This is a genomic window from Yoonia ponticola (assembly GCF_014199395.1).
Classification (GTDB): domain Bacteria; phylum Pseudomonadota; class Alphaproteobacteria; order Rhodobacterales; family Rhodobacteraceae; genus Yoonia; species Yoonia ponticola.
Genome location: NZ_JACIJM010000003.1, coordinates 265,381 through 290,764 on the forward strand (window position 1 = coordinate 265,381; position 25,384 = coordinate 290,764).

At 55.9% G+C, this 25,384-nt stretch carries 18 protein-coding genes and 1 tRNA gene; 7 read left to right on the forward strand and 12 right to left on the reverse strand.

What is annotated here, in order from left to right; all coding sequences use genetic code 11:
• Positions 1 to 76 precede the first annotated feature (76 nt).
• Positions 77 to 1,972 (reverse strand): propionyl-CoA synthetase, encoded by a 1,896-nt coding sequence (locus FHS72_RS06365; RefSeq protein WP_183527243.1) that lies wholly within the window; start codon positions 1,970 to 1,972, stop codon positions 77 to 79.
• Between the two features lie 288 nt (positions 1,973 to 2,260).
• Here FHS72_RS06365 and FHS72_RS06370 point away from each other — a divergent pair, with 288 nt between their 5' ends.
• On the forward strand, positions 2,261 to 3,682 hold the full coding sequence (locus FHS72_RS06370) for a helix-turn-helix domain-containing protein (protein WP_183527245.1): 1,422 nt from the start codon (positions 2,261 to 2,263) through the stop codon (positions 3,680 to 3,682).
• A 32-nt stretch (positions 3,683 to 3,714) separates the two neighbouring features.
• Here FHS72_RS06370 and FHS72_RS06375 read toward each other — a convergent pair whose 3' ends face one another.
• The 3 genes from FHS72_RS06375 to FHS72_RS06385 all read right to left on the reverse strand — a co-directional run bounded on the left by FHS72_RS06375 (position 3,715) and on the right by FHS72_RS06385 (position 6,616).
• A complete protein-coding gene (locus FHS72_RS06375; RefSeq protein WP_183527247.1) occupies positions 3,715 to 4,995 on the reverse strand; it encodes a TRAP transporter large permease in 1,281 nt (426 codons plus the stop codon).
• A gap of 3 nt (positions 4,996 to 4,998) precedes the next feature.
• Entirely contained in the window at positions 4,999 to 5,529 is a 531-nt protein-coding gene (locus FHS72_RS06380) for a TRAP transporter small permease (RefSeq protein ID WP_183527249.1), read from the reverse strand.
• Positions 5,530 to 5,623: 94 nt separating this feature from the next.
• Entirely contained in the window at positions 5,624 to 6,616 is a 993-nt protein-coding gene (locus tag FHS72_RS06385) for a TRAP transporter substrate-binding protein (RefSeq protein WP_183527251.1), read from the reverse strand.
• A gap of 491 nt (positions 6,617 to 7,107) precedes the next feature.
• On the opposite strand from FHS72_RS06385, the gene FHS72_RS06390 reads away from it, so the two are divergent.
• Positions 7,108 to 8,247, forward strand: coding sequence for a lytic murein transglycosylase (locus FHS72_RS06390; protein ID WP_183527626.1), 1,140 nt, complete (start codon positions 7,108 to 7,110; stop codon positions 8,245 to 8,247).
• A gap of 82 nt (positions 8,248 to 8,329) precedes the next feature.
• Here the strand turns inward: FHS72_RS06390 and FHS72_RS06395 are convergent, their stop codons facing one another.
• The 7 genes from FHS72_RS06395 to pdxH all read right to left on the reverse strand — a co-directional run bounded on the left by FHS72_RS06395 (position 8,330) and on the right by pdxH (position 17,398).
• On the reverse strand, positions 8,330 to 10,519 hold the full coding sequence (locus FHS72_RS06395; RefSeq protein WP_183527253.1) for an NADP-dependent isocitrate dehydrogenase: 2,190 nt from the start codon (positions 10,517 to 10,519) through the stop codon (positions 8,330 to 8,332).
• Positions 10,520 to 10,619: 100 nt separating this feature from the next.
• Complete coding sequence (locus FHS72_RS06400) at positions 10,620 to 11,096, reverse strand: hypothetical protein (RefSeq protein WP_183527255.1); 477 nt, start codon at positions 11,094 to 11,096, stop codon at positions 10,620 to 10,622.
• A 246-nt stretch (positions 11,097 to 11,342) separates the two neighbouring features.
• Positions 11,343 to 14,975, reverse strand: a complete 3,633-nt coding sequence (locus tag FHS72_RS06405; protein WP_183527257.1) for a vitamin B12-dependent ribonucleotide reductase — start codon at positions 14,973 to 14,975, stop codon at positions 11,343 to 11,345.
• A 575-nt stretch (positions 14,976 to 15,550) separates the two neighbouring features.
• Positions 15,551 to 15,627, reverse strand: a tRNA-Pro gene (locus FHS72_RS06410).
• 68 nt (positions 15,628 to 15,695) lie between these two features.
• Positions 15,696 to 16,163 (reverse strand): DUF192 domain-containing protein, encoded by a 468-nt coding sequence (locus FHS72_RS06415; RefSeq protein WP_425511115.1) that lies wholly within the window; start codon positions 16,161 to 16,163, stop codon positions 15,696 to 15,698.
• Complete coding sequence (locus tag FHS72_RS06420; protein WP_183527258.1) at positions 16,163 to 16,678, reverse strand: cold-shock protein; 516 nt, start codon at positions 16,676 to 16,678, stop codon at positions 16,163 to 16,165. Before FHS72_RS06420 ends, FHS72_RS06415 begins: the two co-directional genes overlap by 1 nt.
• 114 nt (positions 16,679 to 16,792) lie before the next feature.
• Entirely contained in the window at positions 16,793 to 17,398 is a 606-nt protein-coding gene (gene pdxH / locus FHS72_RS06425; RefSeq protein WP_183527259.1) for a pyridoxamine 5'-phosphate oxidase, read from the reverse strand.
• Between the two features lie 136 nt (positions 17,399 to 17,534).
• On the opposite strand from pdxH, the gene fabI reads away from it, so the two are divergent.
• The 5 genes from fabI (at position 17,535) to trpE (ending at position 23,690) form a co-directional block, all read left to right on the forward strand.
• Positions 17,535 to 18,341, forward strand: coding sequence for an enoyl-ACP reductase FabI (gene fabI, locus FHS72_RS06430; RefSeq protein WP_183527260.1), 807 nt, complete (start codon positions 17,535 to 17,537; stop codon positions 18,339 to 18,341).
• 65 nt (positions 18,342 to 18,406) lie between these two features.
• Positions 18,407 to 18,910: a xanthine phosphoribosyltransferase gene (gene gpt / locus FHS72_RS06435; protein WP_183527261.1), complete on the forward strand. Its 504-nt coding sequence runs from the start codon at positions 18,407 to 18,409 to the stop codon at positions 18,908 to 18,910.
• 152 nt (positions 18,911 to 19,062) lie between these two features.
• Entirely contained in the window at positions 19,063 to 20,238 is a 1,176-nt protein-coding gene (locus tag FHS72_RS06440) for an aminotransferase (RefSeq protein WP_183527262.1), read from the forward strand.
• 60 nt (positions 20,239 to 20,298) lie between these two features.
• A complete protein-coding gene (locus tag FHS72_RS06445; RefSeq protein WP_183527264.1) occupies positions 20,299 to 22,140 on the forward strand; it encodes a peptidylprolyl isomerase in 1,842 nt (613 codons plus the stop codon).
• Positions 22,141 to 22,178: 38 nt separating this feature from the next.
• A complete protein-coding gene (gene trpE / locus FHS72_RS06450) occupies positions 22,179 to 23,690 on the forward strand; it encodes an anthranilate synthase component I (RefSeq protein WP_183527265.1) in 1,512 nt (503 codons plus the stop codon).
• Positions 23,691 to 23,754: 64 nt separating this feature from the next.
• On the opposite strand, the gene FHS72_RS18605 is transcribed toward trpE, so the two are convergent.
• Positions 23,755 to 25,254, reverse strand: a complete 1,500-nt coding sequence (locus tag FHS72_RS18605) for a divergent polysaccharide deacetylase family protein (protein ID WP_183527267.1) — start codon at positions 25,252 to 25,254, stop codon at positions 23,755 to 23,757.
• Positions 25,255 to 25,384: the final 130 nt, after the last annotated feature.

Here is a 25,384-nt window from a genome sequence, read left to right on the forward strand (position 1 = left end):
TGTATTCCTTTTATCGTGGGACTTTGACGGCTTTGACGTAAACCGAACGTGGTCGCGGTAGAATTGGACGTAATGGCTAAGACAGCGTTTCGCCGATGCCCGCGATGCGGGCGGCGATAGCATCCAGTGTTGCAGGATCGTCAATCGTGGCTGGCAATTTCCAAGGTTTGCTGTCGGCAATCGATGCCATCGTCGCACGCAACACCTTGCCAGAACGGGTCTTGGGCAATGCGTCGATGACGATACAGCGTTTGAAAGCGGCGACTGGTCCGATTTCCTTGCGGACCAAAGCCACACATTCCTTGGCGATTTCTTCTTCGGATCGGTCGGTGCCATTGTTAAGGCAAACCAACCCAAGCGGGGCTTGGCCTTTCAGCGCATCCCCAATCCCGATGACCGCACATTCAGCGACATCGGGGTGGTTCGACAGAACTTCTTCCATCGCACCGGTGGATAGACGGTGGCCCGCGACGTTGATCACATCGTCGGTGCGGGCCATGATATACAGGTAGCCGTCGGCGTCTTTGATACCCGCGTCGCCGGTTTCGTAGTAGCCGGGAAAGGCGTTCAAATACGCGGATTTAAACCGCTCTTCGGCGTTCCACAACGTCGGCAACGCACCGGGCGGCAACGGCAGTTTGATCGCAATCGCGCCCAATTCGCCCGCAGGCACCGGATGGCCGCCCTCGTCAAGAATTTCGATATCGTAGCCCGGCATCGGAACCGCGGGCGAGCCTAGCTTGACGGGCAGTTGTTCGATCCCAAGCGGGTTCGCGGCAATCGCCCAGCCCGTTTCGGTCTGCCACCAATGGTCGATCACTGGTTTCTGCAGATGCTGTTGCGCCCATTTGATCGTGTCCGGATCAGCGCGTTCACCTGCGAGGAACAGGGCGTTAAACCCGCTCAGGTCGTATTTCTTAACGTATTCAGCCTTGGGGTCTTCCCGCTTGATCGCACGCAAGGCGGTTGGCGCTGTGAACAGCGATTTGACGTTGTGATCTTGGATCACGCGCCAGTAGGTGCCTGCATCTGGGGTGCCAATCGGTTTGCCTTCGAACACGACCGTCGTGCAGCCAGCCAGCAGCGGACCGTAGCAAATATAGCTATGCCCCACGACCCAACCGACATCAGACGCGGCCCAGAACACATCGCCTTGCGACACGTTGTAGATGTTCTTCATCGTCCAGTTCAGTGCAACCATATGGCCGCCATTGTGGCGCACAACGCCCTTTGGCTGACCCGTCGTGCCAGAGGTATAGAGGATATAAAGCGGATCAGCACCGCCCACAGGCGTGCAGCCCACAGGTGTCGCACTTGCAACTTCATCAGCCCAATCCAGATCATATCCGGAAACCATATCGGCCTGCGTTTGGGGCCGTTGCAGAACCACAGTAAAGTCGGGTTTATGCGTCGCCCGAGCGATCGCATCATCAAGCAACGGTTTGTAGGCGATGATCTTTTGACCTTCGATCCCGCAGGACGCGGCCAAAATCGCCTTGGGTGTCGCATCGTCGATCCGCACCGCCAGTTCATGCGCCGCAAAGCCGCCAAACACCACCGAATGGATCGCACCGATCCGCGCGCAAGCCAGCATCGCGACCAATGCTTCGGGGGCCATCGGCATATAAATCACGACGCGGTCGCCCTTGACGACACCGCGGCTGGTCAGAACGCCTGCCAAACGGGAGACACGGTCTTGCAGGTCCGCAAAGGTGATTTTGGTCACGCTATCTGTCACTGGACTGTCGTGGATGATCGCAACCTGATCGCCGCGCCCTGCCTCGACATGACGATCAACGGCGTTGTAGCATGTGTTGCAAACCCCATCCGGAAACCACGTCGTCATAGGTGCATTGCTGTTGTCCATCACAACGCTGGGTTTTTTCACCCAGTCAATGGCGGTCGCAGCTTCAGCCCAGAACGCCTCTGGGTTGTTTTGCCAGCCTGCAAAGGTCTTTGCGTAAGTCGTCAATGAAAATCTCCCCCCCGAAATGGAGCGTCGATTTTCGCACGATGCGCGTGTTGACTTGGGGTTGAGTGAAAACCACCCCTGTCACACAAGAAAGAACACCGAACGGCGGCTCCCTCTCCCATGGAAGCTTGCGCATTCAAAAGGTATTCTTCCGGCACGCGTCGTTCAAAGAATCAACGTTCCGTCACGTCATTGTGTACTGAAAATCGACGGTACCAAAGACCTTAACGTGTTAAGATGCAACAAAATGATAGACGAAACGTGCAAATTGCGAAAAAGTGTAATTCAATGACCAACACAAGAAAAATCTTCGCCGGAGCCCGAATTCGCCTTTTGCGACAGAGTCACAACTTGACGCAAGCTCTTTTTGCACAGCAGCTCTCGATCTCCACAAGCTACTTGAATCAAATAGAAAATAACCAGAGGGCGTTGTCAGGTTCAGTCATTCTCGCTCTGGTTGATACGTTCAACTTTGACCTGTCAGAATTGGCCTTGGATGGCGCGGGAAAGGTGTCCGTCGACCTTCAAGAAATCCTCAATGATCCGATTTTCACCGAAAACAAGGTCCTGACCCAAGAAATAAAAATCGCAGCGACCAATGCCCCAAATATTTCAAAGGCGTTTTTGGACCTGTACCGCATGTTTCAGAAGTCCCGCGAGCAATTGGGCGAGGTCGATAACGCGCTGAAAGACCACGAAACGTCGCTTGCACCCCTGCCCTACGAAGAGGTCCGCGACTATTTTCACTACACCGACAACTACATCGACGCGCTGGATCGCGCGGCCGAAGCCTTCGCGCTGTCGCTGCCTCGTTCGGATGCAGGCCGTCACGCGGATATGGTGGACTATCTGCTGAAAACCCACGGCGTGAAAGTCGTGATGCGCAAGGACAAACCCGGCTCAAGCACCCTACGCGCCTATGACCCGACGACCAAAACCATCCACCTGAATGCAGCCTCGTCTATGGCCACGAATTTGTTTCAACTCGCCTATCAAGTTGGCCTGATCGAACAGAGCGACCTCATTGAACAACTACTGGACGACGCGGCCTTCCACACCGATGTCGCCCGCGATGTGTGCCGCATGACCTTTGCCAACTATTTTGCTGGCGCCGTCGTGCTGCCCTACTCTGAATTTGCGCAAGCCGCAAAAGAACAACGGCACGATCTGGAAAACCTTGCGTTCCAGTTTGATGCCAGCCTCGAACAAGTCTGCCACCGCCTGAGCAACCTGCAACGCCCCGGCGAAAAAGGCATTCCGTTCTATTTTGTCCGCATCGATCAGGCGGGCAACATCACGAAACGCCATTCAGCCACAACGCTGCAATTCACCCGCTTTGGCGGCGGCTGCCCGCTGTGGAACGTGCATCATGCGTTTCAATCCCCCGGTGAAATCCTGCGGCAACTGGCCGTGACGCCCGATGGCATTCAATACCTCTCGCTTGCCTTTGTGCAAACGAAACGGGTGTCGGGGTTCAAATCACCCGTGCGGAAATATGCAATTGGGTTGGGTTGTGAAATCAAACATGCGGGCCATGTGGTCTACGCTGATGATTTGGACGTCACTGAGGTCAAGAACTTTGACCCTATCGGCACGAGCTGCCGGATTTGCGAACGGATTGATTGCTTTCACCGCTCTGTGCCGCCGATTGGCAAGCAGATCGTTGTGGATCACAACAAACGTGGCAGCGTGCCGTTCAAGATTTCCTGACCCGGTTTTCGCCGGATCAGGATAGTGTTTGATTAGCCCAGAAGCGACGGCAACCACAGCGACACGGCTGGCACGTAAGTGACCAAAATCAGCGCCACCAAAATCGCCAGATAGAACGGCCAGATTGATTTCAGCGCCTGTTCGATTTTGATCCGCCCGACAGCGCAGCCGACGAATAAACAGGTCCCGACAGGTGGCGTACACAGGCCCAGCCCGAGGTTCACCAACATCATGATGCCGAACTGTGTCGGGTCCATGCCGAGGCCCTTTGCGATTGGCAAAAAGATCGGCGTGCAGATCAGGATCAATGCGGCCATGTCCATAATCATGCCCAACAAGAGCAAGATCACGTTGATCATCATCAATATCACAATCGGGTTGTCAGAGATCGACACCAGCAAATCGCTGAGTTTCGTTGGGACTTGGTACAGCGCCAAAAGATAGGCGAATGACGACGCAAATGCGATCAGGATCATCACCATCGCCGTGGTCCGCACAGCCCCCGTGACGGCCAGAACAAAGGCATTCCACGTCAGCGAGCGGTAGTAGAATTTGGTCAGCAGCAGCGCATAAAGCGCCCCAAACGCACCGGATTCCGTTACAGTGAACACGCCCGACAATGTGCCGCCCACGATAATCACCGCCGTGATAAAGCCGGGGATCGCGTCCATCGCCGTGCGGCCAACTTCGCGCCAACCGGGGAACGGCTCTGCGGGGTAGTTGTGCTTGATCGACAGGATGTAGGCCGCAATCGCAAGGCTCACACACATCAAAATGCCCGGAATAACGCCTGCGAGAAACAGTTTCGAGATCGAAATCCCGCCGCCAGCCGCCACCGCAAAGATAATCATGTTATGGCTTGGCGGAATGACGATACCCGCAATCGACGAGGTCACAGTCACGTTCACCGCAAAATCAGGCCGGTAGCCGCGTTCTTTCATCACTGGGATCAACAACGACCCAAGTGCGGAGATATCAGCCACAGCAGAGCCGGAAATTCCACCGAACAGCATGGATGAGAAAATGTTCACCATCGCCAAACCACCCTTGAGGTGGCCGACCAAGGCCGCGGCGAGTTTTACCAGACGTTTGGCAATGCCGCCGTGCAGCATGATCTCGCCCGCAAAGACAAAGAACGGAATGGCGAGCAGTGAAAACACCGACACACCTGCCGTGGCCCGTTGAAAGGTAATCAACATCGGGAAGCCTTCGAACCAGAACGCAGAGGCCGCAGCGATCCCCATGGCAAAAGCCACAGGCATCCCCACGACCACCAACAGGCCGAAGACGAGCATCAGAATGAGTAAGCCCATAGATCAGGATTCCAGTATGTCAGAGACTGGCGACCAGTCGGAAAATGTCAGAATACGCAGAACGCCGCGCGTGCCTGCAAACAGAAAGATCAGCCCGCCGCAGGACGTAATCGCAAGGGTGCGGAAACTCTCGGGGATATCCAGCATCGGCAGCAGCGTATCCCAGCCGAACTGCATCAGCATGATACCGGCGATCAACATCACAGCGCCAAAGGCCGCCAATGTCAGATCAATCGCCACAATCAGCACCTTTTGAACAATGGTTGGCATCAGGTCACGGAACAGGTTCACGCCTAGGTGAAAGTTCTCTTTGATCCCTGCTGCAGCCCCAAGAAACGCAATGTAGCAGATCAACAGAAGGGCTAATTGTTCAACCCAAGTTGGCGTGACGTTCAGCACATAGCGGCCAAAAACCAGCCACCCGAATGTCGCAACCAGCACCACCAGCGCAATAGATGCGCATAAAATGCAAGCAGCGCGGATCAGGTCCAATCCGGCTTCCAGTCTGACGTATTTTGATGATTGCTCGACCATCGTTTAGCCCCTCACTTTGGTGTCGCTATGTTTCAGGCGACCCGTGGAAAAAGGCCCGCCCAATTTTGGGCGAGCCTTCTTAACGATGTGCGTCTTATTCCGCGTTGCGGATCAAGTTGACCAAGTCAGTGAGGTCAGGATTGTCAGCAAGGAACTTGTCATAGACTGGACCCATTGCCTCTTGGAACGGTGCTTTGTCTTCGATCGTGTTCACAGTCGTCCCGCCAGCAGCGATGGTTTCCATCGACGCCGCTTCACGTTCCTGCCACAGCTCGCGCTGAAGCAAAGCGGATGTATGACCCGCTTCTTTCACGATCTCTTGCTGCTCAGGTGTCAGCTTTTCGTATGATTTCAGGCTCATGCACAGACATTCTGGAATGATCAGGTGCTCTGTCAGTGAATAGAACTGGGCCACTTCGTAGTGATTTGTGGATTCGTAGGATGGCGGGTTGTTTTCCGCACCGTCCACAACGCCAGTTTTGATCGACTGGTAGACTTCGCCAAACGCCATTGGTGTGGCGTTGCCGTCCATTGCTTCGACCATGCCAACAAACAGGTCGTTGGACATCACGCGAACCTTCAAGCCCTCGACGTCCGCAGGTGTGTTGATCGGACGGACAGAGTTGTAGAACGACCGCGCACCAGCGTCATACCACCCCAGCGGCACGATACCTTTGGCAATCATGCCTTCGCCGATGGCTTCGCCAACTTCACCGTCCATCATTTCATACATGTCGGGGATCGACGGGAAAATGAACGGCAAGGACACAACGTTGGTTTCAGGAATAGACTGACCCATCGGTCCAAGGCTGAATTCGCCAAAATCAATCACGCCAAGGCGGATTTGCTCGATCGCGTCAGGCTGGCTGCCAAGTACGCCGTTGTGAAATGTCTTTGCAGTGATCTCGCCATTTGTGCGTTCTGCAACTTCTGCTGCGAACGATTCCATCGCGATAGAAACTGGGTAATCTTCGACGTGAATGTTCCAGCCGCGCAATTCAACGGCTGTCGCAGCAGTGCCCGCAACAGCAATTGCGCCGCCAAGTGCTGCGGATGTCAAAGCTGTCCGGATATTAAAGTGTAGCATAATGCGATCCCTCCCGATCGTTTTTTAAATACCGCCGCACCGCCACTCCTCTGGCGATGAATTGGTCACGTTCTCAATGTGCTGCCCTGATTAAGTTTCACAATCTTGGCGGCTCATTAATTGGTATACTAGTATTGATTGACGGAAACTCTGTCAATTCCATGCGTTCATTTTTGACATCGAAACGGCAAGTTGCAAGATGAAAAACATGTCGCAATAAACTGATTTTATTGGGTAAAATGCGAACCGAGCCGCCGCGTAAAAACCCACACCGTGGCGTGATGCGCGCATCTGCTACCGGTGTGTGGCCAAAATCCACGCTGTTTCGAAAACATTCGATATGAATACGCCCCGATTCTTAACACCATGCTAGGCATATTCCGGCTCACGACAACTCCCTAATCGAACTTGATGGTGCGCACGGAATAAGGCACCGTTACGGCGTGTGAAAAATTGGTTTTCGGCTGGACCGGGATAGGACTGTGGACGAAATGAACTTGAATAGGCGACTTTTTATGGCAGGCGTAAGTGCGTTTAGTTTGACCGCTTGCTCTAGCACGGCGCAATCCACCCGCCCTACTGCGCGGGTGCTGGACGCGGATCTGCGCCCCGTGCAAACCCCCGCCTTTATGGAGTGGGTCGCAAGGTTCAAACCCCGCGCCACGAGTGCCGGCATCTCCAGCGGCACTTTCGATGCCGCCTTTGCCAATGCAGGCTATATCCCGCGCGTTGTGGACCGTGATCGCAACCAGATCCAGACCCGCCGCACGCTTGAAGATTACCTGTCGATTGCCGTCTCGGACGAGCGCATGACCAAGGGCCGCACCGCGATCAGACAGCACGCCAATACGCTGGCGTCGGTAGAACAGCGCTACGGCGTTGACCGCAACATCGTCGCGGCGATTTGGGGCATGGAAAGCCTGTTTGGTGAACGACGTGGCGACATTCCTGTGGTGTCCGCCACCGCAACGCTGGCCTTTGACGGACGGCGCGGTGCGTTCTACGAAAGCCAGCTGATTGCCGCGTTAAAAATCCTTGAACGTGGTGACACAACGCCCGATCAAATGATCGGCAGCTGGGCTGGTGCGATGGGTCACACGCAGTTTATTCCCACGTCTTATCAATCCTTTGCCGTCGATTTCACAGGCGACGGTCGCCGCGATATCTGGAGCGACGACCCCACGGATTCGCTTGCCTCGACAGCCGCATACCTGTCGCGCAACGGCTGGCAATCCGGCTTGAAATGGGGATCAGAAGAAGGCACAGGCGGCCCGTCGGGGCGCACCCTGCAACCCCAAGCAGGCGGGATCAAATTCACTGTAACGCGAAACTTTACCGCGCTGAAAACATACAACAATTCCGATTTCTACGCGATTGGCATCGGGCATCTGGCCGACCGTCTAGGCGGCGCTGGCCCCCTTCGCGGCAGCTTCCCACCCGACGAAAACGGATTGACCAAAACGGACCGTCAAACCGTGCAACGCGGCCTCGCGCGGCGCGGCTTTGACGTCGGCGCGGCAGACGGTGTGATCGGCGGCCAAACGATTGCGGCGATCACAGCATTCCAAGAACAACAAGGCATGGCTGTCACAGGTGTCGCGTCGCGTGACGTGCTTAATGCGTTACGTTAAGATCGCCGCGTAACACTATACTCTAAAACGAAAAAAGCCCCGCGCATCACTTGATACACGGGGCTTTCTTAGTGTAAACATCTTATCCGATGATCGCGTTCAACGTCGCGGATGGGCGCATCGCAGCTGCGGTTTTCGCCGCATCACCGTGGTAGTAGCCGCCCAGATCAACAGCAGGCCCTTGCGCCGCTGCGAGTTCCGATAGGATTGCCGCCTCGCCTGATGCAAGCGCCTCTGCGATTGGGGCAAAGTGTGCCGCCAAGTCTGCATCATCCGATTGCGCGGCCAATGCTTCGGCCCAATAGCGCGCAAACCAGTAGTGGCTGTCGCGGTTGTCAGGCTCGCCAACTTTGCGCGATGGGGAATGGCCGTTGTCCAAGATCCCTTGGGTCGCGGCGTCCACTGCCTTGCCCAAAACGCGGGCTTTTTCGTTGCCTTTTGCGTCTGCCAGGAATTGCAGGCTTTCCCCTAAGGCACAGAATTCACCCAATGAATCCCACCGCAGGTGGTTTTCTTCGAGCAACTGCTGCACGTGCTTTGGCGCAGACCCACCAGCGCCCGTTTCAAACAAACCGCCACCCTGCATAAGCTTCACGATGGACAACATTTTCGCAGATGTGGCCAGTTCCAAGATCGGGAACAGGTCGGTCAGATAATCGCGCAATACGTTGCCCGTGATCGCGATTGTGTCGTCGCCTTTGGTGATGGTTTCCAGCGATGCGCGGGTGGCTTCGCGTGGGGCCATGATTTCGAATTTGTCGGCCACGCCTTTGGCTTCAAGGATCGGCTTCACGTAAGCAATCAGTTCCGCGTCATGCGCACGATCCGCATCAAGCCAGAAAATCGCGCGTGTGCCTTCGGCCTTCTGGCGATCAATCGCGAGGTTCACCCAGTCTTCAATCGGCGCCTGACGCGCAGATGCTGACCGCCAGATATCGCCTGCTTCAACCGCGTGCTGGTGCAGAACCGTGCCATCGTCTAGAATCATTTTGACGGTGCCCGCCTCTGCGATCTCGAATGTGGTCGGGTGCGAGCCGTATTCTTCTGCTTTTTGCGCCATCAGACCGATGTTCTGGACTGTGCCGGCTGTGGCTGGGTTCAATTTGCCGTTTTCTTTGAAAAACTTAATGCTTTCGTCATAAATCGGCGCGTATGAATTGTCCGGGATCACGCAATTGGCGTCGGATTCCTTGCCGTCTGGCCCCCATCCCTTGCCGCCTGCGCGGATTAAGGCTGGCATCGACGCGTCAATGATCACATCGGAAGACACGTGCAGGTTGGTGATGCCCTTGTCGCTGTCGACCATATACATCGGCGGACGATCCGCCATGCATGCCTCGATGTCGGCAACGATTGCAGCGTTATCCTTAACGCGTCCCAACAAATCACCAAGGCCGGAATTCGGGTTCACGCCCAAATCGGCCATCGCAGCGCCGTGCTTTTCAAACACGGGCGCGAGGAATGCTTTGACCGCGTGGCCGAAGATGATCGGGTCGGAGACCTTCATCATCGTGGCTTTCATGTGCAGTGAAAACAGCGTGCCGTCTTCTTTGGTTTTTGCGATTTCGTCAGCCAAGAACGACTGCAAAGCGGCGGCGGACATGAATGTCGCGTCAACCACGGTGCCAGCTGGGTAGCTGATGCCGTCCTTCAAAACAGTCTCGCCACTGGCCGTTTCCAGCACGATTTTGGCTGTGACGTCTTTGGACAAAGTCGCCGACGTCTCGTTCGAGAAGAAATCGCCACCGGACATCGCGGACACATGTGTTTTGCTGTCAGCAGACCAGTCGCCCATCCGGTGCGGGTTGTTTTGTGCGAATGTTTTCACGGCCTTAGCCGCGCGGCGGTCAGAGTTGCCTTCACGCAGCACGGGGTTCACAGCAGAGCCTTTGATCCCGTCGTATTTCGCGCGGATTGCTTTTTCAGCGTCCGTGGAAGGGGATTCTGGGTAGTCAGGCAGCGCAAACCCTTGGGATTGCAGTTCTTTGACTGCGGCAACTAACTGCGGCACGGACGCCGAAATGTTCGGCAGTTTGATCACGTTGGCATCAGCAGTCTTAACCAAACGACCTAGTTCCGCCAGATCGTCAGATTGCTGCTGATCCGCGTTCAAATGCTCTGGGAACGTCGCCAGGATGCGGCCCGCGAGGCTGATGTCTTTGGTGCCAACAGACACGCCAGCGGCGGCTGCGAATTTCTGGATAATCGGCAAGAACGACGCCGAGGCCAGTTCCGGTGCTTCGTCAACTTTGGTGTAGATGATATCTGTCATGATTAACCCCTAGCTTTTCAATTTGCCTGTCCTTACCGGATGCAACCGGCGACGTCCATTGTATACCACGGTATATCGAAATTAATCCAACAGAGACGGGTTATGCCCCCTCAAGGAATGCGTGCGCCTCTAGTATCGCTGCAGCCAATCCATCAAAAAACCCGGCCTTAGTTACGTCTACAAGACCCGCTTGGCCGTTTTGCGCAACGAATCCATCTGGGGCTTGGATCACGGTGAACATATTATTCTTGGACAGCCACAGATCGCGGTGACTGTTGCCCATACCGTGTTTCAACACGTTCACGGCCAGATAATAGCTGTAAATGCGATCCGCGAGATCAGCTTCGCCCGCCTCAAGCAGCTGCGCCTTAAGTTTGCGCGCAAATGGACCGCGCCGGAAATGGTGTTGGGACCGCGCTTCAAAAGCTGCAAATGTGTCGATTGCGATTGCCTCAAGCGCAAGTGTGCCCGCCAAAACCTCTGCATCAGACGCACCCGCTGCGATCTGATCCTCAGCGGCTTTTGCGGTGACACGCGCGGTTTCGATCAACTCTGGGACGGTTTGAGGGGCTGACATGGTAAATTCTCCGGTTTCTCACCCTCGTTTACGCGATGGACGGCAGAATGATAGTGGCCCTGCGTGAAATCGACATAAAAAAGGGGCCCCCAAAGGGACCCCGTGAGTTTCGCTGATCGGGCTCGTGATTATACCGCTCAATGTTTTTTGCCTGTGGCCCGATCTGCGCCGGGGGTGAGCGCACCCACCCCGGGTCTCGTTTTGGCGCCGAATTTTCTGGAAAATTCGAAATGCGACGCCGATGTATCAGCTACACCCAGACGTGCCGCCGCAGGTGTTGCACTTCATGCAGGTTCCGTTGCGGACCAATGTGTAGTTGCCACATTCGCCGCAGGCTTCGCCTTCATAGCCCTGCATTTTCGCCTTATCGCGGGCATTCATGCTCGTGGCCACTGCGACGCTGGACGTCTCGGACACCACAGTTTCGACCGCGACAGCCGTGTTGCCCGCTGACGCCACCAATCCGGCCCCGCCGTTCAGCACGAACAATTCTTGCGGCATACGCTTGCGCAAATAACCGGTGGACGAGATTTGTTTCAACACTTCCAATGACTTGGACGCTGCCACATCAGATGCAGCCCGCACATTGGACACGCCTTCCATCTCGCCGCGACCGATATCGTCGAACGACGCGCCTTCCGGTTTGACATGCGCAAGGTCCGTCCGGTCAAGGTAGGACACCGCCAATTCGCGGAAGATATAGTCGAGGATCGACGTCGCATTCTTGATGCTGTCGTTGCCCTGAACCATGCCCGCAGGCTCGAATTTCGTGAAGGTAAACGCGTCCACGAACTCTTCCAGCGGCACGCCGTACTGCAAGCCAACAGACACGGCGATTGCAAAGTTGTTCATCATGGCGCGGAAACCGGCACCCTCTTTGTGCATATCAATAAAGATTTCACCAAGATTGCCGTCTTCGTATTCGCCCGTCCGCAAGTACACTTTGTGACCGCCAATAATCGCCTTTTGCGTGTATCCTTTACGGCGCTGCGGCATCTTTGTGCGTTCTTGTTCTTTGTAGATTTCCTTGATGATCACCTTTTCGACGATCTTTTCGGCCAGAACAGTCGCTTTTTCTTGCATGGAACCGCTGGCGAGCACGTCCATCGCCTCGTCGTCGTCCTCGACCAAGGCCGCAGCCAGAGGTTGTGACAACTTCGATCCGTCACGGTACAGCGCGTTGGCCTTCACACCCAACGACCATGACAATTCGTAAGCCTTTTGGCAGTCCACGATTGTCGCGTCGTTTGGCATGTTGATGGTCTTGGAAATCGCCCCAGAGATAAACGACTGTGCAGCGGCCATCATGTAGATGTGGCTGTCAACGCTCAGATAACGCTTACCTTTTTTGCCGCATGGGTTTGCGCAATCGAACACGTTCAAGTGCTCTTCTCTCAAGAACGGCGCGCCTTCCAGCGTCATTGTCCCGCAAACATGGTCATTTGCCGCGTCGATGTCCGCCTTAGAATACCCAAGATGACGCAGCAGATCGAACGTCGGATCGTTCAGTTTTTCTTCTGGAATGCCAAGTGTTTTGGTGCAGAAATCCGCGCCAAGCGTCCATTGGTTGAACACAAAACGGATGTCGAATGCGGCTTTCAGCGCGCCTTCAACCTTGTCCAATTCCGCCTGACCAAAGCCGTGACCGATCAGCGAAGTATGGTTAATGGCAGGCGCCTGCCCGATTGAACCATGCCCCACCGCATAAGCGATGATTTCTTCGATCTGGGCAGAGCCATAACCAAGCGTATCGAGGGCCGCTGGCACCGATTGGTTGATGATTTTAAAGTAACCACCGCCCGCGAGTTTCTTGAATTTCACCAGCGCAAAGTCAGGCTCGATCCCTGTTGTGTCGCAGTCCATCACCAGCCCGATGGTGCCAGTTGGCGCTATCACAGAAACCTGTGCGTTGCGATATCCGTGCTTTATTCCAAGGGCTAACGCCTCGTCCCATGTGCCTTCGGCAATCGCGATCAAGCGCTGATCTGGGCAGTTCGCTTGGTCCAGCGGCACTGGTTTTACATCCAGTTTTTCGTAGCCATCCACATTGCCATAGGCGGCGTTGCGGTGGTTGCGAATGACCTTAAGCATGTGTTCTGCGTTTTTCTCGTACCCTGGAAATGCACCCTGCTCGGACGCAATTTCAGCGGACGTCGCATAGGACACGCCAGTCATAATCGCGGTTAACGCAGCGCCCATCGCGCGACCTTCGTCGCTGTCATAGCCCAAGCCCATATTCATCAACAAACCGCCGATGTTCGCGTAGCCCAGCCCCAACGTGCGGAAGTCATATGACCGCTGCGCGATTTCCTTGGACGGGAATTGCGCCATCATCACCGAGATTTCCAGCGTCACAGTCCACAAACGCGAGGCGTGCATGTAGTCTTCGACTTGGAATTCGCCGGCTTTGTAGAATGTCAGCAGGTTCATCGACGCAAGGTTACAGGCCGTGTCGTCCAAAAACATGTATTCAGAACAAGGGTTTGACCCACGGATTGCGCCGTCTTCTGGGCAGGTGTGCCATGCGTTAACCGTGTCGTGATACTGGATGCCCGGATCGGCGCAGGCCCATGCGGCGTGGCCGACTTGTTCCCACAAATCACGGGCGCGGATGGTCTTTTGTACCTCGCCGTCGCGGCGATTTATCAGGTCCCAATCATCGTCGTTTTCGACGGCTTTGAGGAACGCATCAGTGACGCGGATCGAGTTGTTCGAATTCTGGCCGGACACGCTAGAGTAGGCTTCAGAATCCCAGTCGGTATCATATGTCGGGAATTCAATCGACGTGTGACCCTGCTTTGCATAATCCAACACGCGCTTGATATAGGTCTCGGGGATTGCGACAGATTTTGCTTCACGAACAGCCTGTTGCAAGCCGTTGTTCACCTTGGGATCGTAGGCGTCTTGTTCTTTGCCGTCCCATGCTTTGATCGCAGCAAAGATCGCATTCAGGAACTTTTCGTGCATTTTAGAGCCAGCGACGATGGATGCCACTTTTTGCTCTTCAATCACCTTCCAGTTGATGAAATCTTCGATATCAGGGTGGTCGGCGTCGACGATAACCATCTTAGCGGCGCGGCGTGTTGTGCCGCCTGATTTGATCGCACCAGCGGCGCGGTCACCGATTTTCAAGAAACCCATCAGACCGGACGATTTACCGCCGCCAGACAACGCCTCGCCTTGGCCACGCAAGCTGGAAAAGTTGGTGCCCGTGCCAGAGCCATACTTGAAGAGACGCGCTTCACGGACCCAAAGGTCCATAATCCCGCCTTCGTTAACTAAATCGTCAGCAACTGATTGTATGAAACAAGCGTGCGGCTGCGGATGCTCGTATGAGGAGGTCGATTTTGTCAGTTTCTTAGTTTTGTAATCAACATAATAATGGCCTTGGGCCGGACCATCGATACCATAAGCCCAGTGCAGGCCTGTGTTGAACCACTGCGGGCTGTTTGGGGCAGCGCGTTGGGTCGCCAGCATGTAGCGCATCTCGTCGAAATAGGCGCGTGCGTCTTCTTCAGTTGTGAAATAGCCGCCCTTCCAGCCCCAATAGGCCCAAGCACCCGCCAAACGGTCGAAAACCTGCTTTGCTGAGGTCTCGCCACCGAATGTCGCGTTGTCTGTTGGCACAGAGCGCCACAGGAACTCTGGTACGCCTTTTTCTTTGACCTTCTTCATCTCGGAAGGCACGCCCGCCTTGCGGAAATACTTCTGGGCGATGACGTCAGACGCAACCTGCGACCAGCCTTCGGGAATTTCACAATTGTCGAGCTTGAACACGATGGTGCCATCGGGGTTCCGGATTTCCGATGTCGTCGTGTTAAAAGCCAACGCACCATATGCGCCTGTGCCTGCCGTTGTGAAATTCCGTTCGATTCTCATCGCGTCTGCCCCAATTCATTTGCCGTCTTTGCGGCTTGTCCCAAAAATAGCCCCACGAAGGGCTCACATAATAAGTTGCTCTGGCGATGGGACGAGAGGATTTGCGCCGAAAACACGTGTTTTCAGCCCGCGCGTCTACAATGTGTATAAACGTCTGCCCTGTCCCAGCACTAACACCACATGTTGTGTGATCGTTAGCAACTCGCACAATCTGGCGTATCCCCCCCGTGGCGGTCAACGAATTTTTTACCACTATATGTAGATTAAAGCGGTTGACGGCTTTGTGTGAAAACGGGCGGATCGTTGTCCTCCGATTCATCCTCAGAGTTCTCCACAGAACGTTAACGCCGCCTGTGGAAAACCTAATCACAAAAAGAATAACCGCCACGTAGACTTACGCCGGAAGGCTCATCTTTTACGCTAACTTTGGATTTTCGAGGAATCGGTAGAATCACTTGGCTGCCCGATCGGCACAACATCTAGCGCGCTGACAAATTCGCAACGCATTAACTGCTAAAACAACAAACACCGGTCCGCCTTGCGGCGACCGGTTTGTTGTCACAATGTTAGTGAAGTGGTCGGGGCAGAGAGATTCGAACTCCCGACCCTCTGTTCCCAAAACAGATGCGCTACCAGACTGCGCTATGCCCCGACTGAGGCTTGATTTAGTGCCTGTGGTCGGGATTGAAAACCCCTAAATTCCACTAAATCAAACATTTTTTAATTTGTGCAAGGAAGCACGGCATCTGCACCAAAAGATGGGTGCTGAATCACAGCCCCTGCGGTGATTCCAAGCCGTGCAGACAACCCGCCGTTGATTTCCAACACCGCAAGCACGCCGTCACCGCCGTCGATTGTGGTCTCATCTCCGGGAATCGCATTTTCATGGATTCGCAGCACCGTGCCATCAGGCGCGGCAAACAGCATATCCAAGGGAATCAGTGTGTTGCGCATCCAGAATGTCGCCCTGCGCGGCCCCTCGTAAACAAAAAGCATGCCCCCAAGCGTTGGCATGCTTTCCACGAACATCAGACCTTGGGCGCGTTCGGCGTCGTCATCAGCGATATCGACTTTGAAATTCGCTTGGCCAAAGTCGCCTACGACTCGCGCCACATCATCGGTACAGGTGGCAGCGATTGCCCCTGTCCCGCTCATCATCAGCAGCAATGCCGCCGCAATTGGTTTAATCAAGCTATACTGTCCCAAGTTACCACATCAATTGCCATCCGTCCGCGTTCACCATTGAACAGACGCACACCAATCGCTTCGCCGGCTTGAAGATTCGCCAGACCAGAGCGCCGCAGCACGTCTATATGGACAAACACATCTTCGGGGTCGCGGAACACATTTGCAAACCCAAATCCTTTGGCTTTGTCGAACCACTTCACCCGCGCCGGTTCAACAGTAACCTTGGCGATATCTTCTGGGGATAGTTCTTCCATATCGCGCAATGGTGGAATCGTATCAGCCACGACAATGATATTAACGACACTCACAGCCTGCAGGCCGCGGTCCGTTTCTTGCACTTCAATCTCGATTGCGGCGCCGTCCGCGACAGAGCCTTGGCCGAAATTGCGTAAAACGTTGGCGTGCAGCAATACATCTTTGCCGCCGTCTTCGGGCACGATAAAACCGAACCCCTTGGTGGGGTCGAACCATTTAACATGGCCATGAATCGTGTGGGTCGTTGGGGTCGATGACATCTTTAGTACTCTTCACGCGTTGCGGCGATACGCCGCTTGATAATTTAGGTATACGTTATATCCAACAGAAAACCAACACCATGACAAGCGCTTACCACTCGCGCTTCGTGGAATTCACGGGTTCAAGCGCTGTATTTCCCACTGTTCTGACGCGGTCTTGCGGGTCCACCGGAAACGGTCGTGCAACCTAAAGGCACCATCAGCCCAGAACTCTATCTCTATAGGTGTGATACGATATCCACCCCAGTGCGGGGGGCGCGGCGGGGAAACCCCGAGAGTAGCCGTCAGTTTTGCAACCTTTGCCATTAATCGACCCCGCGAGACAAGTGGCCGCGATTGGTCAGAAGCCCATGCGCCCAAACGACTTTGAAGCGGCCTTGACGCATAGTAAGCATCCGACGCGGCCGCATCTTCGCGCTCAACCATGCCGCGTACCCGCAACTGCCGTCCGCGCGTCTTTGAATACAAGACGAACGCCGCTTTGCCGGATGCTTCGATTTCTTGGCCCTTCTGACCGTCGTAATTGGTGTAAAAAATAAATGCCGATTCTGTGATTTCTTTTAGCAGAACCATCCGGACGTTCGGCATCCCGTCCGAATCAACCGTGCTCAGCGCAATCGCGTCGGGATAAGACGTTTCGGTCTCGACAACATCGGCGAGCCAACGTTGTGCAATTTCAAACGGATCATCACCCGCAAAAATACCATCGCGATCGCTCATTTCTCTTATCCTCGTTGCCCTGCAAACCGTAGACGTAGGGCGTTCATGCCTATGTGACAACGTGCTTTACCTTGCTGCGCTTCCTTTGTTCGCATAAACCACTGCAGATGTGAGACTAATATATAGGGGCAGCCACATGAGTTCTGAACTGATGAAGGGCAAACGCGGTCTGATTATGGGCCTAGCGAACGACAAATCCATCGCTTGGGGCATCGCAAAGGCCTGCGCCGATGCTGGTGCCGAACTGGCGTATTCGTACCAAGGGGATGCCCTGCTGAAACGGGTTGGCCCACTGGCGGCACAAACCGGGTCCGACATCGTGCTGCCCTGTGACGTCAGCGACGAAGCGTCGATTGACGCTCTGTTTGACGAGCTGGAAAAGCGCTGGGGCAAACTTGATTTTGTCGTCCACGCGATTGGCTTCTCTGACAAAAACGAATTGCGCGGCCGCTACGTCGACACCAGCCGTCAGAACTTTCTGACGTCGATGGACATCTCGGTCTATTCCTTCACGGCGGTTGTGCAGCGTGCGGAAAAGATGATGAACGAAGGCGGCTCTTGCCTGACACTCTCTTACTACGGCGCGGAACGTGTGATGCCGCATTATAACGTCATGGGTCTGTGTAAAGCAGCGCTTGAGGCATCCGTGCGCTATCTGGCCGAAGACCTCGGCAAAGACGGCATTCGCGTAAATGCGATTTCTGCGGGTCCAATCAAAACGCTCGCGGCTTCCGGCATCGGCGATTTCCGCTACATCCTGAAATGGAACGAATATAACTCGCCGCTGCGCCGGACCGTGACAATCGAAGACGTGGGCAAATCCGCGCTTTACCTGTTGTCGGACCTCGGGTCAGGTACCACAGGCGAAGTCCTGCACGTCGACGCAGGCTATCACGTTGTTGGTATGAAGGCGGTTGATGCGCCCGATATCACCAAAGAATAGTTAACACGGGTGGCGGACGACAGCGTACCGCCCCCCAAACAACCACGAACGCTAAAGGATCTGCCATGACCGACCGCCTGCCTCACGAAAAAGGCTTCCACATCAGCTGGGACCAAATCCACCGCGATAGTCGGGCACTTGCGTGGCGGCTCGACGGCAAAGGACCTGACGACGGCGCATGGAAAGCAGTTGTGGCAATCACACGCGGCGGCATGGCACCTGCGATGATCGTGGCGCGCGAGTTGGACATCAGAACAGTCGACACAATCAGCATCAAATCCTACGACAACCAAGCACAGTCCGAAGCGACAGTCCTCAAATATCCAGATGCGGACATGATGGGCGACGGCACCGGCATCCTGATCATCGACGATCTGGTGGATAGCGGCAAAACACTGGAAGTCGTGCGCAAACTCTACCCCAACGCCCATTGCGCAACGGTCTATGCCAAACCCAAAGGCGAGCCGATGGTGCAAACGTTTATCACGGGCGTTAGCCAAGACACATGGATTTTCTTCCCGTGGGACATGGCATTGCAATACGTCGAACCCTACCGCGGCAAAGACTAACGGCACGCCCGCGGCACCTGCCGAAGCCTCCGGCGGGAGTTTTTTTGGCGAAATGAAGACGGGCCGGATCGCCTTCATTTCGCCGCAACAACTCTCTGCCCGAAGGGCATTACGAAAAGAAATGCGGCGCAGCCGCACAATTGGATCAGACCATGGGTATTTCGCGGACACAGGCTACTTTTTCTCCTCCGGTGATGGAAGCACGGCGCTGGTTGGACGGTGTTACGCACCCCGCTGACCGTCCGCTTTTGAACGTCAGTCAAGCCGCCCCAGTTGATCCGCCCCCCGCGCCCATGCGCGACGCGATGGCCGCGATTATTCGCGACGAACCCGAGGCGCATTTGTATGGGCCTGTGTTAGGGATGCCCGAATTGCGCGCGGAAATCGCTGCGCGTTGGACGACCGCTTATGGTGGCGATGTGCGCCCAGATCAGGTTGCGATCACGTCCGGTTGCAATCAGGCTTTCGCCGCTGCGATTTCCGCGATCTGCACTGAGGCTGACGAGGTCATCATTCCCGTCCCGTATTATTTTAATCATCGCATGTGGTTGGACATGGCGGGCGTCACAACCGTACCACTGATGGTGGGCGACGACATGATCCCCGATGTCAACGCTGCTGCCGCCTTGATCACCGACAAAACCCGTGCAATTGCTCTGGTAAGCCCCAATAATCCAGCGGGTGTTGAATATCCGTCCGAGACGCTCGCCGCGTTTTTCGCACTTGCCCGCGCCCGTGGCATCAAGCTGATCGTCGATGAAACCTACCGCGATTTTGACAGCCGCACCGGTGCCCCGCATGATCTGTTCACCGACCCGCAGTGGGACGATACGCTGATCCAGCTTTATTCGTTTTCCAAGGCCTACCGTTTAACAGGCCACCGTGTTGGCGCGATGATCAGCAGCACCGATCTGTTGGCTGAGGCCGAAAAGTTCCTTGATACAGTCACGATTTGCCCGAACCAATTGGGCCAGCGTGCCGCCCTATGGGGGATGCAGAATCTGGACGATTGGCTCGCGGGTGAACGGCTAGAAATCCTTGACCGTCGCGCCGCGATCGAAGAAAACGCCCCGCGTATCGCGGCCAAAGGCTGGAAATTACTCGGCTGTGGCGCGTATTTCGCCTATTTCGCGCATCCCTTTGACATGCCGTCCGACGTGCTGGCGCAAAAACTGGTGCAAGAGGCCAGCATTCTGACCCTGCCCGGCACCATGTTCATGCCCGCCGACAACCCGCAGGGTGCCCGCCAAATACGCATCGCTTTTGCGAATATCGACCGCGCAGGCATCCGCGTTTTGTTTGATCGGCTCGAAAACCTCGCCCTGTGACCTTGCGGACCGCAAAGCTGCATCATATGCATCATCAACCAAGTTTGAGGGACGCGACCAATGGCCAAAAGTAAAGCAAAACAAACCGCTGCATGGGTCATCGTCGTCCTATTGCTCTTGGGCCTTTTGGGCTTTGGTGCGGGCGGTCTGTCCGGCACGATCCGCAGCATTGGCACCGTGGGCGATAAAACGATCCCCGTTGTGCAATACCAGCAAGCCGTGAGCGCGCAAATCGCAGCCCTAGAGGCGCAAGTCGGCTCGCCGATCAGCTTTGTGCAGGCGCAGTCCATTGGCATCGACCAGCAAGCCCTGAACGGTGTCATCGCCGAACGCACCCTTGATAACGAGGCCACGCGCCTTGGCCTGTCCGTGGGCGACGAACGTGTGCGCGCCCGTGTGCTGCAAGTGCCTAGCTTTCGCGGCCTCGACGGCAGTTTTGACCGCGACGCCTATCGCCGCGTCCTGCAAAACCAAGGCATGAGCGACACCGAATTCGAAACCAGCATCCGCGAAGAAGAATCCCGTATTCTGCTGCAAGGCGCCGTCGTGGACGGTGTGCGTGCGCCCAGCACTTACGCCGAAACCGTGGCCCGCTACATCGGCGAGCAACGTGCAATCACATGGGCCACGTTAACGGCTGACGACCTGACGACACCGGTTCCTGGCCCGACGGACGCCGACATTCAGACGTTTTACGATGAAAACCCTGACATGTTCACCGCGCCCGAGACCCGCAAGATTACTTACGCATGGTTAACACCTGACATGATCCAAGAAGACGTGACCGTTGATGAAACAGCGATCCGTCAGCTTTACGAAGACCGGATCACCGACTTTGTCCGGCCAGAGCGCCGCTTGGTCGAACGTTTGGTCTATTTTAATCAGGCCGAAGCAGATGCAGCCAAAGCAGCCTTTGACGCCGAAGAGACAACATTCGACGCGCTTGTCGAAGACCGCGGTTTGTCTCTGACAGACGTGGACATGGGCGACGTGGACCAAGAGGCGCTTGGCGCTGCAGGTGAGGCCGTGTTTGACGCGATGCCCGGCGATGTTGTTGGCCCGTTCGCGACAGAATTCGGCCCGGCCTTGTTCCGCATGAACGCGATCCTTGCGGCAGACGAGACGCCATTTGAAGAAGCCGAAGCAGAGTTGCGCATCGAACTTGCCGCCGCGCGCGCCCGCCGCGTCATCGAGGATTCACGCGAAGGCATCAACGATCTACTCGCCGGTGGCGCACGTCTCGAAGATCTGGCGGAACAAACTGATCTGCGTCTTGGCACGATTGAATGGTCCGAAGACGTCCAAGACGACATCGCAGCCTACGATTCGTTCCGCGCAGAAGCCGCTGTTGTTGAGCAGGGCGCGTTCCCGGACCTGTTCGAACTCGAAGACGGTGGCATTTTCACCCTGCGTTTGGACGACATCGTAGCCCCTGCCCTGCGCCCGCTGATTGACGTCACTGACGCCGCTGCTAACGCATGGCAAACCGCTCGCACGCAGCAAGCCGTTCTTGAAGAAGCACAGGCTGTTGCCGCTGAATTGTCTCCGACAACAGGATTTGAGACCGTAGCACTTATCGCGACCACTGAAGAAAATCTGACGCGCCGCAGCTTTGTTGACGGCACACCGCCGGGCTTTATCCAAGAGGTGTTCGCGCTGGAACTTGGCGAAGTCACAACAATCGACGCGGGTGATTTCGTGGCGATTGTGCGCTTGGATCACCAGTCCGTGCCAGCTGTGGGCGACGAATCCTTGGACGCGGATATGGAAGTGTTCGGCAACAATGCCTCTGTCGGCATCGCGCAGGATATCTTTGAAATCTTCAATGCCGAAATCCAGCGCAACACCGACGTGAAAATCAATCCAGCCGCTGTCACGGCGGTTCACACCTCTTTCCAATAAGGGCAGCAACGCCCCGCTCAAGACGCGATAGGACGACCATGGCCCTGCACCCCGACTACACCGATTTCGCCGCAGGCTATGACGCGGGCAAGAACCAGGTCGTCTACACGCGCCTTGCAGCCGACCTCGACACGCCCGTGTCATTGATGCTGAAACTGAACGGTGCGGGCAAAAACGCCTTCATGCTGGAAAGCGTGACAGGCGGCGAAGTGCGTGGTCGTTATTCCATGATCGGCATGAACCCGGACTTGATCTGGGAATGTCGTGGAACGGGCTCGCGGATCAATCGCTCGGCCCGTTTCGACGACGACGCCTTTACGGATTGCGCGGACGATCCGCTGACAGCATTGCGTGGCATCATCGCGGAAAGCCGCATTGACTTGCCCACCGACCTGCCCGGTGCGGCGGCTGGCTTGTTCGGATTCTTGGGCTACGACATGATCCGCCTGATCGAACATTTACCGGATGTGAACCCCGACCCGTTAGGCTTGCCTGACGCGGTGATGATCCGCCCATCGGTGATGGCCGTTCTGGACGGCGTCAAAGGCGACGTGATCCTTGTGGCCCCTGCGTGGACCGACAGCGGCTTGTCCGCAAAGGCAGCCTATGCCCAAGCAGCCGAGCGTGTGATGGACGCGACCCGCGCCTTGGAACGCCCCGTCCCTGCGGAAAGCAGGCAGTTGGCTAACCCTGATCCAATCGCGCCAGAGCAGTCGAATTTCAGCCAAGCTGAATACGAAAATGTGGTCGAGAAAGCCAAAGAATATATTCGTGCGGGTGACATTTTCCAAGTTGTCCCATCACAACGCTGGACCCAAGATTTCCGCGAGCCGCCTTTTGCGCTTTACCGCTCGCTGCGCCGCACAAACCCGTCGCCCTACATGTTCTACTTCAACTTTGGCGGCTATCAGGTGGTTGGGGCATCGCCCGAAATCCTTGTTCAAGTGCTTGGTAAACAAGTCACAATCCGCCCGATCGCTGGCACACGTCCACGCGGTGCGACTGCAGCCGAAGACAAAGCGAACGAAGCCGATTTGATGGGCGATCAGAAAGAGCTGGCAGAGCATCTGATGCTGCTTGATCTAGGCCGCAACGACACGGGCAAGGTCTCGAAAATCGGCACAGTGCGCCCGACTGAGCAATTTACCGTCGAATATTACAGCCACGTCATGCACATCGTGTCGAACGTTGTAGGCGAATTGGCCGACGACCAAGATGCGCTGTCTGCGTTCTTTGCGGGCATGCCAGCGGGCACTGTATCCGGCGCGCCCAAGGTCCGCGCTATGGAAATCATCGACGAGTTAGAGCCTGAAAAGCGCGGCGTTTACGGCGGTGGCTGCGGATATTTCAGTGCAAACGGTGACATGGACATGTGCATCGCCTTGCGCACAGCCGTGGTTCAGGACGAAAAACTGTACATCCAAGCAGGCGGCGGCGTGGTTTATGACAGCGATCCACACGCAGAATATATGGAAACCGTGCACAAATCCAACGCGATCCGTAAAGCCGCAGCAGATGCCGCCATGTTCAGAGGCGGTAGCAACAGCTAACGCCCCCGATTTTTCTCGAAAAATTGATCGTATTTTCTAGAAAATTCGGGACCGCCACCAGCGGTCAGTCGACCATAAGAACCGTTGAAATCGGCACCATCGCCACTTGGCTCGCGCGGTTTGCAGCGCCCCATTGGATCAACGCTGAAATCGTCTCGCCGCGAATTTGTCCCAGCAGAACAACGCCGCTTTCCTGACGTGCACGGAATGCAGCTTGATCCATAAAGCGTCGGATCACACGTGCATCCTGATTTTCAGAATCCAGATTGCGGAAAATCAGGCTTGTTGGCACACCCTGTTCATCCGCCACACGCAACGCGGAATTCAACCCGCGCGGCACCGTGACCAGCCCGCGCCCGTCTTCGGACAATGCAGCGATGGTTTGGGAAATGACTTCTGGATCGGACTGTAATCCCGCCTCGCCCGCGTCCAAAACGGCTACGGTTTCTGGCAGCGTATTAAACGCCGCTTCAAAGAAAATTTCGACGTCTGTGGCGGTCGCAGAGGCAGGTAACGCCGCCAAAACGCCCACTTCGATTCCCGCCGCGCGGTAGGCTTTCATCCGTTCCGTGGCGTTCGGCACCGATGGGTTCAGCATCACTGTGATCGGGAATGCCACGCCCGCAACTGCGGACACGGCCCCGTCAAAACTGCCATCATCCATCAACACAACCGACACTTCGGGACGGTTATCAGGGTTCGCAGCCTCCGCCGCATAGCGTTCCAGCGCTGGCATTCCGTCAGTATTTTCAACGTCATCCTCGACCGCGACTTCAGCCTCTTCCGCCGCAGTGTCGCCAGCCAAACGGTTCACACGCACAGCACCCGTGCCACCCGGCAAGGCAGACGTCGCGGGATCATCAATGATTGCGACGACAACAGGCTCTTCGTCGTCAGCGGCCGCATCATCGTCAATAACAATAGCCGCAGGCGCATCCGTGCCCGCGATTTCAGCCGTATCACCCGCCTCTGGCGCATCCAGAACATCGGGCGCTGTCGGGGCAATCGGCAAGGTTTCAGCAACCGCATCCACGTCAGGACTGTCCGCATCTTGCGGGGCCGCATCGGCCAAAACAGGCGCATCGTCAGCAATTTCAGGGGCTTCACCCGGCAAAGGCTCAGCTGTCATTGTGTCTACCGCAACGGGCGCTTCGACGTCCGGTGCAATCGGCACAACGGATTGCGGGTTCGGCAGCACGGGTACTTCGGCAGTGATATCAACACCAGTCAACACACCCTCAGCAGGCACTTCGACTTCGGCCACAACATCGCTGGTTTCGGGCGGCAAGGCTGGCGCAGTATCGACCACAGCAACCTCCGCCGCATCATCCGGCGTCACAGCCAAAGGCGCGTCCGACTGTAAAACCGCGTCTGCGTCTACCTCTGCGCTTTGCGTCTCGGGACTTTCCGATTGGCTTGTGTCGCTTTGCACATCAGGTGCGGCCACTTGTGGCACAGCTGGCGGGTCGTTCCGCGCGGGTTGTTCACCGACAAGCGACGCTCCGGCCACGGTCACACCGCCCAGAACCAAGCCCCAAATTCCACCACTTACAAATCCGCGCACGACGCGTTCTCCCAACTGCTCTAGTCTTCTGACACGCTCGCCTTGACGGCGCCCCACGTATCAGCCCATTTATACGTGACTATACCGTGACCAAGCCCTTGGGCGGTAGCCCCAAATTCCCGGAAAGCTG